Raw genomic sequence first — 16,996 nt, 5'->3', positions numbered from 1 at the left:
CTACAGAAGGAGTATTTTCTTCTCCTTCTCTTTTTTAAACTAGGTGGTACACAATTCGATTGGTAGGGTGGTACATTTTTCGCTTGACAAAAGCACTCATCCTAATGGATGAGTTTTTTTGTTTTCTATAAAGATTAGAAACTAATATCAGAAATAATATTTTTCGATATTTAATTAAAGAATAAATCAATAAGCAATAGATTTAATAATTATCATTTCTAAGGCGGTATTTTGATCAGGGTAATAGCCTGTTAAAAAATGATAATTAGCCCTTAAAATTTCTTCTAAGATTTTTTCCAATTCTTTTTGAGTAAAATTTCTACTTCTCTGAAGCGCTTTTTTTACCGGATAAGGGTGTTTATTGATTTTTTTAGCAATTTTTCTATTATCATGTGTATATTGACTATAAAATTTCACCTGCATTAAAAGTTCAATTTGATTTTTTAACATTGTCAATAGATATAAAGGATAAACACCTCTATTTAACATCTCTTTTAAAGTTAGCAGAGCCTGGTCTATTCGTTTATCTCCTATTAAATCTAGAAACTTAAATATTTCTTCATCTTCAATAAACTTTTCTCTACTAATTATTTTTTTGATATCATAATATGAAATTTTATCTTTATCTGGATAGCGAGTTACTATCTTTTCAATTTCACTATTTAAAATTTCTAATTTATTACTAAACATATTTTCAAGTATTTTAAGACTCTGCTTATCAATTTTTTTACCGTGTTCTTTAAAACGAGAAACAATCCACTGATCCAAATCACCATAGCGTGGTGTTTCAAATTCCTGATATAAAACATGATTTTTTAAAGTTCTGTAAAACTTTTTTCTTTTATCAATTTTATTAGCAGTTAAAAAAACAAGGGTACTGCTTTGATTAATATTTTTAAAAATATCTAAAAGTTTTTCTTTTTCGCCTTTATTTAAAGAATCTCCCTCTTCAAAGTGAGAAATAATAAATCTTTTTTCTGCTCCGATCGGAGGGGTTTGCACAGCGTTTTTCAATCTTTTTAAATATTCATCTCCTGGGTTTACAGACGAAAGGTTAAAATCTCTAATTGCTTCTGGTATGAATTCAGCAATAAATTCTTCTTTAAATTTATTTCTTAAATATGAATTTTCAGCATAAATATAATATACTTTTTTTAGTTTTTTTTCTTTATTTATAAAAGTTTCTATATCCATTTAATTACACCTCATACTCCGCTTCATTTGTTCTTTTAATCTATTTTAACTGTTCTTCTAATTTATTTTAACATATTTAAGATAAGCTCTCCAGTCTTTAAGCTTCCTTTTTTAATTCATTAATTCACTTAAAAGTATTAATTAAAATATTATCACCATCAGAAATACATTTTATCATCCCCCGCTGATCGGTTCTAAGATAGTTAATTGATTTTTCATTATATTTTGCTATAACTTCAGCTGCTGGATGGCCAAAATTATTTCTACCTACAGAAATAATAACAATTTTAGGGTTAATTTGATCCAAAAATTCACTTCCACTTGAATTCTTACTGCCGTGATGGCCTGCTTTTAAAACATCAACATCTGCCAGCTTATATTTTTGAATTATTTTATTTTCTCCTTCTTTTGATAAGTCCCCTGTAAATAAAAAGCTATTATTTTGATGTGTTAATAAAAAAACTATTGAATTTTCATTCCGATCTTCCTTTAAGTTGTTTAATTCTGGATTTAAAATATCAATTTTACAATCAGCAATTTTAAACATCATCTTAGAATTTAAAAAGTTCAAACTGATTTTCTTTTTCTTTATTTCTGCTTCTAAAGTATTATGAAGTTCTGTTTTTTCTTTAAAAGGAGGAATTAAGACCCGCTTAACTTTTTTCCTTTTAAATAAATGAGGCATACCACCTGCATGATCTGCATCAAAATGACTCAGCATTAAATAATCTATATTTTTTATCCCCTGATTATTTAAAAATGAAATTATATTGTATTCAATACTCCTACCATCATTTCCGGGGGGGCCGGTATCCACCAGCATGACTTCTCCATTAGGAAAATTAATTAAAATTCCATCTCCCTGCCCAACTGCTATAAAATTAACTTCTAGTTTATTAGAACTGGGATTTATAAAAAAAGAAATGATGATTATTATTAAAATAATTGGAATAATTTTTTGCCAAATTAAATATTTTCTTGCCCTAATATAAATATATCTTTTTTGAAAAAGATAAGGCAAAGAAAATAACAACAAATAATAAATAACAATTAAAAATAATCCTGGTTTTGCAATAACTAAAGGCCTTTCCTGAAATACAGTCATCAATTCTAAGCCCTTAAATAAAAAATTAAGTCCAGTTTCTACAATAAATGCAAGTGGCTCAAAAAAACTATAACTAATTAATGATAAAATAGTTAAGCCAAAAATAAATGGTAACAAAATTGTAATATATGGAATCAACCACAAATTTGTAATTAGTGCTAGATAAGCATATTCATTAAAATAATAAGCCGTTACTGCTATTGAAGCAAGCTGTGCTGAAAAAGATACTGCTAAAACAGGAGTTAAAAGCTGACTCAAAAGTGGAGTAATATAAAACAATGCCAAAACTAATAGATATGAAAGCTGTAATGAAACTGTAAATAAAGCTGAAGGATCTAGAATCAAATTTATAATTAAAGTTACAGAAATTATATTTAAAAAATCGCCTTCACGATTAAATTCGGATGAAAAAAGAAAAAGAAGTGCCAGCAGTGCTGCTCGAACAATCGAAACAGATGTCCCAACTAATATAATATAAATTAAAGAAAAAAGGCTGAGCAAATAAAGAGCATTTATCCGTTTAGAAAAAATTTTAAATAAAATTGAAGAGAAACACAAAATAATTATTCCCATATGCAGACCAGAAATAGCTAATATATGACTTGCACCGACTGTTCTGAGCAGATTTTCCTGCTGATAACTTAAATACTCTTTTTCTCCAAGTAAAATTGATTTTATAAAGGCAGCATTATCTTTGCTAAACAAGTTATTAATATTATTTAACATTGATAATTTAAATTGGATTAAGATGTTTTTTATTTGGTTTTTTCTTTGAATTAAATTAATGTTTTTTAAATTCCATCCCTGCAAAAAAATTTTTTTATTTTTTAAATACTGCAGATAATTAAACCCTCCAGGATTTAAAGGAGATGGAGGCAGAGCAGTATCTAGTTCTAGACTAATTAAATCTCCATTATTATAAGCTTTCAACAATTGAGAATGAACTAATATTTTTCCGTATCTTACTTTTTGCCCATTAATTAAATATGGTTTTAAATAAAGCTTATCACTTTCTAAATCACCTAAATCAAAGACAAGCTCAGCTACAATTTGAGCTGAACTCAAATTAGAAAATTTATTTATTGAAAGTTTATGCTGGTATTGATATTCTAAATTAGCAGACAAGAAACTTCCTAAAATAAAAAATAAAATTATTAACAATATATAAATTGATTTTTTTGAGTTATCAAAAATAAAAAATAAATAAAATAGAAAATAAATTAACTCGATTATTAAAATTATTTTTAAGCTTAAAAAATATTTGTTTTTTATCATAAAATAACTGGTAATTATTCCTACTGCTAAAGAAATAGCAATTAAAAACGCTGGTCTTCTAGTTATTTTCATTTTACAGTTATCTCGTTCTCTAAATTTTCCAAAGTTTTTTCACCAATTCCACTTATATTAAGCAGGTCTTCTTTTTTATTAAAAGAATTTTGATTTCTATATTTTATTATTGCTTTAGCTTTGGCAGGACCAATTCCACTAAGTGATTCAAGCAGATCTTGACCAGCTAGATTAATATTTACTAACTCCTTCTCAGCTGACTTAGAATAACTGCTGACAAGCTTTCCTTCCACATTAAAATTACCAGATTCTATAAAATTATGATCAGCAGCCTGATTTGAATTTCTATCCAAAACACTTGGAATTACCACCTTTTGTCCATCAAATATTTTTTCAGCAAGATTAATTTGCTCTAAATCAGCTTTATTTTTTAATCCTCCAGCTGCTTTAATCAAATCAATTAATCTTTCTTTACTTTTCAATTTATAAACACCAGGATTTTTAACCTCTCCACTCAAATGAACTATTATTTCTTGGTTATCATTTTTAATTTCAACTCTATTTGCTTTTTCTGCGGCTTCATTTTTAACTTCTAAAGTGAAATTTGAAGCTGAATTTAAGACTTCATTTTCTTCAATCGCTTGATTATAATAAGCTAAAAATAAAATAAAAACTATAGTGACTAAAATCAAAAGCTGTTTAGTGGAAATTTTTAACATAAAAACACCTCCTAAAATACTATTCGAGATAAATATTATATTTCCTGTAATATTTTAACAATTAATGCAAAAAAATATAGCAGCCAAGCTGCTATTGACGTAAATGATCTTTTATTTTCTTTATAATTAAATCATTTGCTATTTCATTTAAGCCTCCATGAGGAATAATTATATCGGCCTGATATTTACTCGGCTCTACAAATTTTTGATGCATTGGCTTTACTGTTCTTAAATATTGACTTTTAACTGACTCAAATGTCCTATCTCTTTCTTTGATATCTCTGCTTATTCTCCTTAATAATCTAATATCTGCATCAGTATCAACATAAATTTTCAAATCAAAAAGATCCTTTAATTTCTCATAATAAAAAATTAAAATCCCCTCAACTATAATAATTGGTGCTGGTTTTATTTCTTTAGTTTCGACTAAGCGTTCATTAGTTTTATAGGAATATACAGGCCTCTCTACTGCTTTTCCGACCTTTAATTCCTCAAGTTGTTTTATTAATAAATCTGTTTCGAAAGAATCTGGATGATCAAAATTAATTTTATGATCAGCCACTTTAAAATGACTTCTGTCATAATAGTAATAATCATGTTTTAAAATTGTGACCTTATCCTGAAAAGAATCCTTTAAAATTCTGGCAAGTGTAGTTTTACCAGATGCTGTTCCTCCTGCTATTCCTATTAAAAGTGCACTCATATTTAACCCCTTTTATAAATTTTAATCTCATATAAATTAATTATTAAAATCATTTTTTCTCAAATCTGAAAGACAGGTATGACAGATATGCTTTTTTTTATACAGATGTAAATTGTTTTCTGATCCACAAAAAACACATTGATGATTAGAATACTTATTTTTAAAACTAGACTCAGAATCACCATAAATTCTTTTTCTCAAATCTTTAATCATTTCCATTTCAGCATTTATATTTTCTCCCTTGCTTTTCATAAAAAAATTAAATCCTCCCAATTTAAATAAATAATTTCTCAGCAATGTCTAAAATCAAATCTTCCTTTATCTGTTTAGGAAGTAGACTGCTTGTTTTAATAAACGCTGGCAGCTTACTGCTTAGCTTTTTATCTTTTTTTTGATAGTTTTCCCGAACTATCCTTAGTAACTCCTCAAAAGTATAGATTTTATATCTATCAATTTTTAAATAAGCCGCTAGTTCTTCTAATAAACGAATAACAATCACTGTATAATTTGCTTGATAACTTATTTCTAATAAATTAACTAATTTAGGAATTAAATTTTCAAAAAAAGAACGAAAATATGGCTCTTCTGTTAAAGAAAGCTGTTTTAATAATTTTTTAATAACCTTTTCATCCAAATTTAATAAATAATTAACAAAAAAACTCTCATCTTTTTTGATATTTAAATAATATTTTTTTCCTGCTAAACCTTTAAAATATCGCATTGTATCAAAATAACCCATTTTAATATTTTTCCTTGCATTTTTTTGATCAAAATTGAGCATTCTTCCTAGTTCTTGACTGGGGTTAATAAATATTATTTCTTTGTTATCATCAACTCTTTTTTCTATCTCACCTAGACCATAAGTTCTAATTGCAATAATTTTTTTATATCCTTTATTTAAAAGAGTATTTAGTGGTAAATTTTCATAAAAACCACCATCAATTAATATTTTACCGTCTATTCTCTGCATTTTAAAAGCAGGTAGATACGAACTAGCCATTATATAATCAATAACTTTACCCTTTGGAATATCATCAATAAATAGTTCTAAAGGTTTTAAGTCACTTAAAGATAGAGTAACAATCGCAAAATCTATTTCAGAATTTCTTAAACTTTCCTCATCAATGTTATTTTCTAAAATCTCTTTTAAAAAAGAATTATCTAAACCCCTGTTCTGCAGTACTTCTTTGGCCTTTTTAATAAAATAGGATATATTATTCTGATTAATACTTAAATTTAGAAGTTCTGATAAATATTGATCTTCAATATCTAAAACTTTAGATGTGGAAATATTATACCAGTAATCATAAGCAAGATCGAGTTTGTTTTGAACAAACATTGCCCCGTTCATTGCCCCAATAGAAGTACCTGCAACTGCTTCAATTTCAATATTCAATTCTTCTAAAGCTTTAAGAGCACCAATATGATAAGCTCCCTTAGCCCCTCCACCTTCTAAAACTAATCCATACATAAAAATGCACCTCAGTAAAATATAATCAATATTTATGAACAGTAAAATTAAAAACAAAAATAAACTACAGCCCAAAGACTGCAGTCAAAATAGTTGCTTTTGTTTGCTATAATAATTCTAACATTATTATTATTTTTCATCAAGTGAATTTACAGCAGTTTTTAGTCTTTTAATTAACTAAATTAATGTGAAGTGAAACTCAGTTTTTGTTTTGTAAGTTTCTCCAGGTCTTAGAACAGTTGTTGGAAATTCTTTTTGATTTGGAGAATTAGGAAAATGCTGTGTTTCTAGACATAATGCTCCTCTTTTTGGATATTTTTTATCATTTTTGGCCTTTCCGCAAACAGAAATAGCATTACCAGTATAGAATTGTATACCGGGCTCTGTTGTCCATACTTCCATTTGTCTACCCGTCTTAGTTTCTATTACCCGAGCGGCAAGTTCAAAACTATTACCTTTTTTATTTAAAATCCAGTTATGGTCATAACCACCAGTAATCTTTAGCTGTTCGATATTTTCATTAATATCCATAGAAACTTCTTTGATTACACTAAAATCAAAGGGAGTATTTTCAACATCTTTAACTTCACCAGTTGGAATCATCGAATTATTTACTGGAGTAAATTTGTTTGAATTAATATAAACTAAATGATCTTCTATTGTTCCCTGACCATGGCCTTTTAAATTAAAATAGCTGTGTTGGGTTAGATTTATAATTGTTGCTTTATCTGTTTCTGCTTCATATTCTATTCTCAGTTTATTATCATCAGTTAAAGAATAATAAACTGCTGTCTCTAAATTACCAGGGAATCCTCCTTCACCATCTTTACTTAAGTATGTTAGTTTAAGGGCTTTTTCACCATCAATTTTTATTTCTTCTGCTGTCCATAATTTAGAATTAAAACCGCTATTACCTCCATGTAAAGTACAGCTTCCAGAATCAAATTTTTCATTTATTTCTAATTGATATTTTCGATCATCTAGTTCAAATTCACCTTCAGCTATTCTATTTGCATAACGACCTATTATTGCTCCAAAATAATTTTGATCATTAAAATACTGTTCTAATTTATCATAACCTAAAACTACATCATCAAAATTACCATTCCGATCTGGAAGCCAAAGACGAACTATAATACCACCATAATTTGTGATATCAACTTTAACTCCATTATCATTTTCTAGAGTAAATAAATCTGCAGTTCTTCCATCAGGTAGTTCAGAAATTTTTCTTTTAGTAATAGCTATTTCTCCCATCAAATTTCCCCTCTCTTAGAAATTAATAAGATAATTTTTCATCAATTATCTAAACACCTATGAACAGTGTTTTATTATTAATTTTTCAAACTCTGAAGTGGGGCTGGAATTCTTCCACCTCTAGCAATAAAATCAATGCTGGAAAATTCGCTGACCTTCATAATTGGAGCTCGCCCAAATAAGCCTCCATATACAACTTCTTCTCCTACATCCTTACCTGGCACAGGAATAACTCTCACAGCAGTTGTTTTATGATTAACCATACCAATAGCAGCCTCATCAGCAATGATTGCTGAAATAGTAGCTGCAGTTGTTTTACCAGGTAAAGCTATCATATCCAGTCCAACAGAGCAAACAGCAGTCATTGCTTCTAATTTTTCTAAACTCAGGGCTCCCTTCTCTACAGCTTCGATCATTCCTGCATCCTCACTAACAGGTATAAATGCTCCACTTAAGCCTCCCACATGGGAGGAAGCCATTACTCCACCCTTTTTTACTGCATCATTTAATAACGCAAGTGCAGCTGTAGTTCCGTGAGCTCCAGCAACCTCTACACCCATTTCTTCTAAAATACGAGCCACACTATCACCAACTGCAGGGGTAGGAGCTAAAGATAAGTCGACAATACCAGCAGTTACCCCTAACTTTTCTGAAGCTTCTTTAGCAACCAACTGTCCCATTCTTGTAATTTTAAAAGCTGTCTTCTTAATTGTTTCAGCAACCTGATCAAAGGGCTCGCCCTTAACTTTTGTTAAAGCAGCTTTTACTGCACCAGGACCCGAAATACCAACATTAATCATGCATTCACCTTCACCAACGCCATGGAAAGCACCCGCCATAAACGGATTATCTTCAGGAGCATTAGCAAAAACAACTAATTTACTGGCAGCTACTCCTCCATTATCAGCAGTAAGTTCAGCACATTCTTTAACTATCCGACCCATTTGTGCAACAGCATCCATATTTAATCCTGCCCTTGTAGTTCCAATATTAACTGAAGAACAAACTCTTTCGGTTTGAGCTAATGCTTCTGGAATAGAGTTTATAAGTTTTTTATCAGCTGCAGTCATTCCTTTATGTACGAGAGCTGAAAATCCACCTATAAAATCAACCCCCACTTCTTTGGCTGCTTGATCAAGAGTTTTAGCAAATTCTATGTAATCTTTATCCTCACAAGCTGCTGCAATAAGTGAAATTGGGGTGACAGATATTCTTTTATTTATAATCGGAATATCATACTTAATTTCAATTTCTTCAGCAACTTTAACTAAATCACCAGCATAATTAACTATCTTATTATATATTTTTTCTCTTGCTCTTTCCCCATCACCATCTGCACAATCACTTAGTGAAATTCCCATAGTGACAGTCCTTATATCCAATTTTTCTTCTTCCAGCATCCTGATAGTTTCCATTATTTCATATGTATTTAACATTAATCCACTTCCCTTCTAACTCAAAAATTAATATCCAAAGATACCTCTAAATAATAAAGATTAAATTCTATGCATTGAGCGGAATATATCTTCATGCTGTAAGCGAATAGATACTCCTAATTTTTCGCCACTTTCTACTAATTCCTTTTTCAACTCTTCTAAAGAAATCTCAAGTGCTTCCAAACTTACCAACATAGTCATAGTAAAGTAATCATCAAGAACTGTTTGGTTAATATCTAAAATATTAACATTTGCTTCCGCTAACAAAGTGCTTACTTCAGCAATTATTCCTATTCTATCCACACCAATAACAGTAATTATAGCTCTCACAAAAATCTTCCTTTCCATATTATATAATTATTGTAAAACTCTATTACTTTAACTTAGTAAATTATAATTCTTATCATTTATCTTATCACTTATTTTATTTCTTTACAACAAAAGTCTTTTAAAATATAGTGAATAATTGAATTTATGGATCCATCAAAGCTCCAGTTTTTAAAGGAATAATTTAAAAGATAGTGAATATATTATATAAGAGATCAAATAATCTTAATATATATCAAAGGAGTGAAAGGATAATGAAAGTATTATTTATTGGTGGAACCGGAACAATTAGTCAGGCGGTATCAGAGCTTGCAGTAAAAAAGGGTATAGAACTCTATTTATTTAATCGAGGGAACAATAATCATCTGGCACCTAAAAATGCAAAAATAATTGAAGGTAATATTCGCAATCCTAAAGATGCAGCACAAAAATTAAAAGACTATAAATTTGATGTTATTGTGGATTGGGTAGCTTTTGACCCAGAACATGTAAAGAATGATATAGAAATTTTCAGGGATAAAACTGATCAGTATATCTTTATAAGTTCAGCTTCAGCTTATCAAAAACCACAAACCAGCTATCTTATAGATGAATCAACTCCTCTTTCCAATCCTTATTGGGAGTATTCACAGAAAAAAATTGCCTGTGAAAATATTTTGATGGCTGAATATAGAAAAAATGATTTCCCAATTACAATTGTGAGGCCCTCACATACTTATGGAAAGACTTCAATTCCAGCTGCTATTAATAGTTCTAAAGCCCCCTGGACTTTAATTGATAGAATGCGAAAAGGGAAAAAAATACTGGTCCATGGAGATGGCAGCTCACTCTGGACAATGACTCATAATAGTGATTTTGCTAAAGCTTTTATAGGATTAATCGGTAATATACAGGCAGTGGGACATGCTTTTCAAATTACTTCTGATGAAAGTTTAAACTGGAACCAAATTTACAAAGCTTTGGCCGCAGCTGCTGGAGTAGATAATCCTAAACTTGTTCATGTTGCTTCCAGAAAAATTGCTGAGTATAATGACATATATATTGGTAAATTACTTGGTGATAAAGCTGCAAGTGTTGTTTTTGATAATTCTAAGATCAAACGCTTTGTACCTAGTTTTAAGGCGATTGTCCCCTTTGCTGAAGGTGTTAAGGATTCTATAAACTGGTATGATTCTCATCCTGAACTGCAGCGTATCGACCAGGATTGGAATGATTTGATGGATAAAATAATTGAAGAAAATGAAAGTAAATATTCTAATTTGTAAAACAGCTAAAATTTTTATTCCTGACGATAAAAATAATTTTAAGTAAGAAAAAAGCGGACCCCAGGCAGGGACCGTTTTTTTTTGCAAACATTAACATAATAAAAAAAATATCTGCTTTAGTATTATCTAATATTGTTATCAATCTCAATCTCAATCTCATCCTTAATGAACTAAATTTATTTTAACCCATCAAGAAAGTAGGTAACCATAGTGTCAAACCTGGAACAAAAGTTAAAAGCAATACCATAATTACTAACACTATATAAAATGGCATTAGTGATTTTGCAATATCCTCTATTGGAGCATTACCAATCGAACAACCTACAAATAAGGTTGAACCAACCGGTGGAGTTAATAATCCTACTCCAAGATTAAGCATCATTACAACACCAAAAGTAATTGGATTCATGCCTACACTTCTTACAACCGGTAGTAAAATTGGAGTTGCAATTAAAATAAGTGGAGCCATATCCATAATAGTTCCCAAAAATAAAAGGATCAGATTGACAATTAATAAGATAATAATTGGATTATCTGATAGATGAAGTAAAGAATCTGTTATCATCTTAGGAACCTGCAAATACGACATCATCCAGGCAAAAGCACTGGAAGTTGCAATAATTGCCACTACCATTGCTAAAGTACTTAATGAACTTCTTAAAATATCAACAAATTTACTTATTGGTATATCTCTATAAACAAAGAAGGTAATTATAAAAGCATATACTGCTGCAATAGCAGCTGATTCGGTAGCTGTAAATACTCCAGTGGTAACTCCACCAATAATTATAACTGCTGTTAAAAGCCCAAGCATGCTATCTCTAGTAATTCTTAATGCTTCCTTAAAAGATACTTTTTCTTCTCTTGGATAGTCCCTTTTAACTGCTATAGCATAACTTAAGATCATCAAAGCTATACCCAAAAGAACTCCCGGTACAATACCACCAAGAAATAACTTAGCAACTGAAATTCCGCCTCCAGCAGCCAATGAATAAATAATCATATTATGACTTGGAGGGATAATAATTCCCTGAACTGAAGAAGTAATTGTTACATTGATAGAATAATCTTTATCATAGCCCTTCTTCTCCATCATTGGAATCATAATTGAACCAATTGATGAAACATCAGCTACAGAAGAACCAGAGATTCCGCCAAAAAACATACTGGCCAAAATATTAACCATGGCTAATCCACCACGCATCCAGCCAATAATTACATTAGAAAATTTAATTAATCGATCAGAAATTCCACCCTGCCCCATAATTTCTCCAGCTATAATAAAAAATGGAATTGCCATCAATGAAAAAGAATTAATGCCCTTTACCATCTGCTGCATAACCACCATTGGCGGTAAACCCACATAAAAGGCTGTAAACATTGTTGAAAGGCCTAAACTAAAAGCAATGGGGATTCGAATAAATAACATAAATAAAAATGAACCTAATAATATATATACTGCTGGATCCACTATTCTTCCCCCTTTACTTCTTTTTGTTTTATTGTTTCAGATTGAATAGTGAAGTGTTCTTCTCGTAAAACACCAAAAAACTTAGCTATAGAATAAATTATAATTAAAATACCTGCAAGTGGTAACATAATAAATAAAAGACCCCTGGTCCATTGAGTTGCTGGTAAAACTGTAGCTTTAGTAGCATTATACAGATCCCAGCCGTATTTTAACATAAACCCCCCAAACACACCTACTAAAATATCCTCAATTTTATAAATGTATTTTTGATAGTTTTCTGGAAAAAGACTCATAAAAAATTCAATACTCAAATGAACAGAATTTTTAACTCCTAGAGCCATCCCTAAAAAGCCAAACCAGATCATCATTAATAGTGCAACCTCATCTGACCAGCGAAAAGTAAAATTAAATAAATATCTAGTAAAAACTGTTGCACTGACAATTATAATCATCGCCACTAAAAAAATCATTGCCAGATAATTTATTAGTTTTTCTGACAGTTCAAGAAATGATAAGATAATCTCCTTTTTTTTATTTTTTTCTTTCATATAATTCACCCTTTAATAAGAAGTGGAGGACAAAATCCTCCACCATCCTTAATTATGATATTTACTTAAGCTAATTAAACTAAATTAATCAGTCGACTTAATTTGCCAAACTTTCTTATTCCATTTCGAATTCTAAAATACTGTTTAGAAGTTCTTCATAACCTTCACTGTACTTAGGATATAAACCTTTAACTTTGTCCTGAAAAGCCTGCTTCTGTTCAGCATTTAAAGTAGTAATTGTAGCGCCTTCTTCTACTGCTAATTTTTTTGCTTCTTCAGTACGCTGATCCCATGCTTCCCGCTGTACAACAGTAGAATCTACAGCAGCCTGCTTGATAATTTTCTGGTCTTCTGCACTTAATTTATCCCAGGTTATTTTACTCATAATTATCAATTCAGGAATACGGTTGTGTGCATCCTCAACAAAATATGGAGCAACTTCGTGGTGACTGTTGTAATACCAGCCAGGGTAGTTGTTTTCACCAGCATCTACTACACCAGTCTGCAGTGCACTGTAAACTTCACCCCAGGCGATCGGAGTGGGTGAGGCACCTAGAGCCTGAACCATATCCATCATTAACTGACTTTCCTGAACCCGAATTCTTAAACCTTCTAAATCTTCAGGACTTGTAACCTTTGTATCAGCAGTATAGAAACTACGAGCACCAGAGTCATACCAGGTTAAGCCAACAATACCTGCATCTTTAAGACCCTCTAATACTCCATCTCCTACCTCACTGAATAATACCTGAAACATGTATTCTTCACTGGGATATAGGTATGGAAGAGATAAAACATTCATTGCTGGCTCAAAGTTTGCCATTGGAGTAATTGAAGTTCTTACAAAATCAATAGCACCAAACTGAACTTGTTCAATTGTAGAACTTTCGTCTCCTAAAACTCCACCAGGATAAACTTCGATCTTAATTCTGCCATCTGTTCTTTCTTCAACCAGACGTGCAAATTCTCTAGCACCAACAACAGTCGGATAACCTTCAGGCTGATTGTCTGCCAAACGTAAGGTCATTTCCTGAGCTGAGACTGCAAAAGAAAAAATCAAAAGACTTGCTAAAACCAAAACTAAAACTTTTTTCATTGTTTTTCTTCCCCCTTATGTTATTTTCTAAATTTATTGTATCAATAGAAATTAATAAAAACTATAGACTAAATTGTTATCTTATTCATTTTTTTGGTTATTTTCAGAAAATTAAAGCTAAAGCTGAATTATTTAAATTTCCCGGGAGAAATTCCAGTATATTTTTTAAAAGCTCTACTGAAATAATTTCTATCAGAGTAACCTACTTCAGAAGCTACCACTTTTATTTTATCTCCATTTTTAAGTCTTTTTTTAGCCTCTTCCATTCTAACTTTTATTAAATAATCTTTATAATTAATTCCTTCAACCTCTTTAAATAATTTGCTGAGATAATATTTGCTAAATGAAATGTAATCAGCAATATCATCTAAATTAATATCTTCACTATAATTTTCATTTATATAATCTTTTACAGTTTCAATTATTTCTACTTTTTCTTCTTTAGCATTATCACATAGCTCATCAATTAAGTCTTCAAGAATTTTTTCAAAATAAATCTTTAATCCTTTTAAATTATTTATCAATTCAATTTCTGCTTCTAATTTTTGCATCTCTAAATATGGATGCTGTTCATTATAATATTCCATTAATCTGCGGTTAAGAAAAATTAAAAATCTATGGAGGAATGATTTTATTCTATTTAGATTTTCTTTTTCTTCTTTTACTAAATAGCTGTATATCTTATTGAACTCCAATTTTGCAAGCTTTTTATTTTTATCAATAATTTTAGCAAAAACTTTTTTCTCTCTTTGATAAGGATAACTGTTCATCGAAAACTGTTCATCTTTGACAGTTTTTTTAGTTTGATTATAAATTTCACTAACCTTTTTAAAATCATCTGCTATCTCACTTTTTATTAAATTAATTTCTTTTTTATTTGATATAGCTTCAGTTTTTATTAACTCTTCTATTTGCTGAAATTCCTTAGATCTAAGCTTCAATTTTAGATCATCATCAATAATCATAAATATACTGTTGATTAAGCCATTATATGAAATAACCCCAGCAAATTTATTTTTAAATTTAATTCTTAAATCATGATAAAAAGAGTCATCTATTTTACTATTGTCTTGAAAATTAACAGTTAAAAAAATATAATTATTCCCCTCTAATCCAAGCATTTTTTTATGTTCTAAAAAACTTTTTAAAGAAGAATTAGTATTATAAATTATATTTAAGATGATTTCTTTCTCTAAAACAGGAGTGATATTTTTTATTTTTTCCAACATTTTAGTCTCTTTTTCTTTTGCTTTTTTTCTGTTTTTTATTTTTTCTAATGCCTTATCCATTACCTCTTTAAAATCCTTTTCTACATATGGTTTAACTAAATAATCACTAACTCCAATTTGAATTGATTTTCTTGCATAGTCAAACTCACTGTGGGCAGTTAAAATTATAACTTCGACTTTTGAGGATTTTTCTTTTAGTATTTCTGCCGCTTTCAAACCGCTCATTTTAGGCATCTGAATATCCATTAAAACTAAATCTACATCATTTTCTAACGCCTGAAAGACTGCTTCCTCCCCATTACTAACTTCAGCTTTAATTTCTATTTCCTGACTATATAGTTTTTGAATAAAGAATTTTATTGCTTTTCTTTCTAAATGTTCATCCTCAGCTATTAAGATATTTATCATTATATCCTCCTTTTGAAATATTTTATTCATCAATAGGAATTCTAATTATTACTTCTGTTCCTTTATTAACTTTTGAATTAATATTTAATAAATTTTTACCATAATGTAATTTTAATCTTTTAATCACATTTAAAAGACCAAGACTTTTCCTTTTATCAGATTCAATTTTGTGTTCTTCATTTAAGATATCTACTAACTTCTGTTTTTCTATGCCAATTCCGTTATCTATAATCTTAATTATTAAATAATCCTCTTCTTTATCAATCTCTATTAAAACCTTACCTTCTGATTCAATATCAGCTAGACCATGAATTATAGAATTTTCAACAATTGGCTGGATAATCATCGGCGGAATTTTAAAATTGGATAAATCACCTTCAGTTTTAATTCTAAAATTCATCTGTTCTTTGAATCTGGTTTCCTGAATCGTTAAATAAGCTTTTAAAACTTCAATTTCTTTATTTAATTCAACCATTTTCCCTTTATGATCTAAGTTATATCTCATTATCTTAGAAATTGCGATAATAAGCTCTTGAGTTTTAGCTGCATTTTCAAACATTGCAGTTCTAGAAACTGTATTTAAGGTGTTAAATAAAAAATGAGGATCCATCTGCATCTGCAGATTTAAAAGTTGAGATTCTTTCAACAGCCTCTCTTTTTCTATATTCTGCATCTTTTCCTGATTTAGTTTATTCTCCACCTCTGATTTTTCTTTTAATTCTTTGATATATTTGCTAATATTATTTTTCATTAAATTAAATGTCTGTCCTAAAATATTTAATTCTCTGTAATTTATTTCTTCTATATTTTCAATTTCCCAGTGGCCCAAAGATAAATAACGGGCAAATGAAGACAATTTTTCTATAGTCTCTAAAATATTATTTGCCATTAAAACAGCAAAAATAAAAACCGCTATACTAATTAAAATAACAAAAAAATAGATGCTTTTAGTTCTGTTTTGAGTGTCTAATAATAAATTAACATAATTGCTGCTGTGATAAGCAAGATAGGAATTAATTAAATTCTGTGTGTGACTGCTTATATATGAATAAAGAGTATCAATATCTATTAACATTTGATAAGTGTTTTGATTTAGAATATTAGAGTTAAATAAACTTGAAACTAATTGATCATGATATTCCAGCATATTACTGAGATTTCTATAAAAAGTCTTGCTTTTTTGGTCCCTACTGATTTCATCTTCAATTTCAGTCATTAATGCTGCTATTTCAGCTCGTGAATTTTGATAAAGCTCATTATTTTCTTCACTTCTTTCCTGAAAATATTGATCAAAATAACGAGAGTTTTCTGTTATTTTCAATGATAATTGGTTAAGTTTAAAGTTGGTATCTACATTATTTTGATAAACCTCAATCTCTTTATCTCTTCGAAGAAAAGAAAGGAAAAAAACTACATTCAATATTAATATAATAATAATAAAAATACTTATAATTCTACTTCTAATAGATCTTTTTGGCTT

The 16,996-nt window shown here is 29.5% G+C and carries 15 protein-coding genes; 1 reads left to right on the top strand and 14 read right to left on the bottom strand.

What is annotated here, in order from left to right; translation table 11 throughout:
* Nucleotides 1-186: 186 nt before the first annotated feature.
* The 9 genes from holA to C7954_RS01570 all read right to left on the bottom strand — a co-directional run bounded on the left by holA (nt 187) and on the right by C7954_RS01570 (nt 9,502).
* The gene (gene holA, locus C7954_RS01610) at nt 187-1,194 is read right to left on the bottom strand and encodes a DNA polymerase III subunit delta (RefSeq protein ID WP_073159135.1); all 1,008 of its coding nucleotides are present in this window, start codon (nt 1,192-1,194) and stop codon (nt 187-189) included.
* A gap of 124 nt (nt 1,195-1,318) precedes the next feature.
* Nucleotides 1,319-3,646, bottom strand: coding sequence for a DNA internalization-related competence protein ComEC/Rec2 (locus tag C7954_RS01605; RefSeq protein WP_133618212.1), 2,328 nt, complete (start codon nt 3,644-3,646; stop codon nt 1,319-1,321).
* Nucleotides 3,643-4,305, bottom strand: a complete 663-nt coding sequence (locus C7954_RS01600) for a helix-hairpin-helix domain-containing protein (RefSeq protein ID WP_089717688.1) — start codon at nt 4,303-4,305, stop codon at nt 3,643-3,645. The genes C7954_RS01605 and C7954_RS01600 overlap by 4 nt, the downstream gene beginning before the upstream one ends.
* A gap of 91 nt (nt 4,306-4,396) precedes the next feature.
* Nucleotides 4,397-5,008, bottom strand: coding sequence for a uridine kinase (udk, locus tag C7954_RS01595; RefSeq protein WP_073159129.1), 612 nt, complete (start codon nt 5,006-5,008; stop codon nt 4,397-4,399).
* 36 nt (nt 5,009-5,044) lie between these two features.
* Nucleotides 5,045-5,260, bottom strand: a complete 216-nt coding sequence (locus C7954_RS01590; RefSeq protein WP_073159259.1) for a hypothetical protein — start codon at nt 5,258-5,260, stop codon at nt 5,045-5,047.
* A 22-nt stretch (nt 5,261-5,282) separates the two neighbouring features.
* Nucleotides 5,283-6,479, bottom strand: coding sequence for a patatin-like phospholipase family protein (locus tag C7954_RS01585; protein WP_073159127.1), 1,197 nt, complete (start codon nt 6,477-6,479; stop codon nt 5,283-5,285).
* A 177-nt stretch (nt 6,480-6,656) separates the two neighbouring features.
* Nucleotides 6,657-7,736, bottom strand: a complete 1,080-nt coding sequence (locus tag C7954_RS01580; protein ID WP_089655224.1) for an aldose epimerase family protein — start codon at nt 7,734-7,736, stop codon at nt 6,657-6,659.
* 77 nt (nt 7,737-7,813) lie between these two features.
* Nucleotides 7,814-9,172, bottom strand: a complete 1,359-nt coding sequence (locus C7954_RS01575) for a PFL family protein (RefSeq protein ID WP_073159123.1) — start codon at nt 9,170-9,172, stop codon at nt 7,814-7,816.
* Between the two features lie 60 nt (nt 9,173-9,232).
* The gene (locus C7954_RS01570) at nt 9,233-9,502 is read right to left on the bottom strand and encodes an ACT domain-containing protein (RefSeq protein ID WP_073159121.1); all 270 of its coding nucleotides are present in this window, start codon (nt 9,500-9,502) and stop codon (nt 9,233-9,235) included.
* Nucleotides 9,503-9,753: 251 nt separating this feature from the next.
* Between C7954_RS01570 and C7954_RS01565 the strand changes: the two genes are divergently transcribed.
* Nucleotides 9,754-10,764, top strand: a complete 1,011-nt coding sequence (locus C7954_RS01565; RefSeq protein ID WP_089655222.1) for an SDR family oxidoreductase — start codon at nt 9,754-9,756, stop codon at nt 10,762-10,764.
* 181 nt (nt 10,765-10,945) lie between these two features.
* Here the strand turns inward: C7954_RS01565 and C7954_RS01560 are convergent, their stop codons facing one another.
* The 5 genes from C7954_RS01560 to C7954_RS01540 all read right to left on the bottom strand — a co-directional run bounded on the left by C7954_RS01560 (nt 10,946) and on the right by C7954_RS01540 (nt 16,936).
* A complete protein-coding gene (locus C7954_RS01560) occupies nt 10,946-12,235 on the bottom strand; it encodes a TRAP transporter large permease (protein ID WP_089655220.1) in 1,290 nt (429 codons plus the stop codon).
* Nucleotides 12,235-12,783: a TRAP transporter small permease gene (locus tag C7954_RS01555; protein WP_073159115.1), complete on the bottom strand. Its 549-nt coding sequence runs from the start codon at nt 12,781-12,783 to the stop codon at nt 12,235-12,237. The genes C7954_RS01560 and C7954_RS01555 overlap by 1 nt, the downstream gene beginning before the upstream one ends.
* 115 nt (nt 12,784-12,898) lie before the next feature.
* A complete protein-coding gene (locus tag C7954_RS01550; protein ID WP_073159113.1) occupies nt 12,899-13,879 on the bottom strand; it encodes a TRAP transporter substrate-binding protein in 981 nt (326 codons plus the stop codon).
* Between the two features lie 128 nt (nt 13,880-14,007).
* Nucleotides 14,008-15,516, bottom strand: a complete 1,509-nt coding sequence (locus C7954_RS01545; protein ID WP_166667663.1) for a response regulator transcription factor — start codon at nt 15,514-15,516, stop codon at nt 14,008-14,010.
* Between the two features lie 22 nt (nt 15,517-15,538).
* Nucleotides 15,539-16,936: a sensor histidine kinase gene (locus tag C7954_RS01540; RefSeq protein WP_089655216.1), complete on the bottom strand. Its 1,398-nt coding sequence runs from the start codon at nt 16,934-16,936 to the stop codon at nt 15,539-15,541.
* Nucleotides 16,937-16,996 lie beyond the last annotated feature (60 nt).

The sequence above is a fragment of the Halanaerobium congolense genome, assembly GCF_004366375.1.
Classification (GTDB): domain Bacteria; phylum Bacillota; class Halanaerobiia; order Halanaerobiales; family Halanaerobiaceae; genus Halanaerobium; species Halanaerobium congolense.
This window is presented reverse-complemented; position numbering and strand designations above follow the sequence as displayed.

Bases quoted from the DNA above. Each gene is read 5' to 3' on its own strand.
- holA (WP_073159135.1), bottom strand. From the start codon at position 1,194: ATGGATATAGAAACTTTTATAAATAAAGAAAAAAAACTAAAAAAAGTA.
- C7954_RS01605 (WP_133618212.1), bottom strand. From the start codon at position 3,646: ATGAAAATAACTAGAAGACCAGCGTTTTTAATTGCTATTTCTTTAGCA.
- C7954_RS01600 (WP_089717688.1), bottom strand. From the start codon at position 4,305: ATGTTAAAAATTTCCACTAAACAGCTTTTGATTTTAGTCACTATAGTT.
- udk (WP_073159129.1), bottom strand. From the start codon at position 5,008: ATGAGTGCACTTTTAATAGGAATAGCAGGAGGAACAGCATCTGGTAAA.
- C7954_RS01590 (WP_073159259.1), bottom strand. From the start codon at position 5,260: ATGAAAAGCAAGGGAGAAAATATAAATGCTGAAATGGAAATGATTAAA.
- C7954_RS01585 (WP_073159127.1), bottom strand. From the start codon at position 6,479: ATGTATGGATTAGTTTTAGAAGGTGGAGGGGCTAAGGGAGCTTATCAT.
- C7954_RS01580 (WP_089655224.1), bottom strand. From the start codon at position 7,736: ATGGGAGAAATAGCTATTACTAAAAGAAAAATTTCTGAACTACCTGAT.
- C7954_RS01575 (WP_073159123.1), bottom strand. From the start codon at position 9,172: ATGTTAAATACATATGAAATAATGGAAACTATCAGGATGCTGGAAGAA.
- C7954_RS01565 (WP_089655222.1), top strand. From the start codon at position 9,754: ATGAAAGTATTATTTATTGGTGGAACCGGAACAATTAGTCAGGCGGTA.
- C7954_RS01555 (WP_073159115.1), bottom strand. From the start codon at position 12,783: ATGAAAGAAAAAAATAAAAAAAAGGAGATTATCTTATCATTTCTTGAA.
- C7954_RS01550 (WP_073159113.1), bottom strand. From the start codon at position 13,879: ATGAAAAAAGTTTTAGTTTTGGTTTTAGCAAGTCTTTTGATTTTTTCT.
- C7954_RS01545 (WP_166667663.1), bottom strand. From the start codon at position 15,516: ATGATAAATATCTTAATAGCTGAGGATGAACATTTAGAAAGAAAAGCA.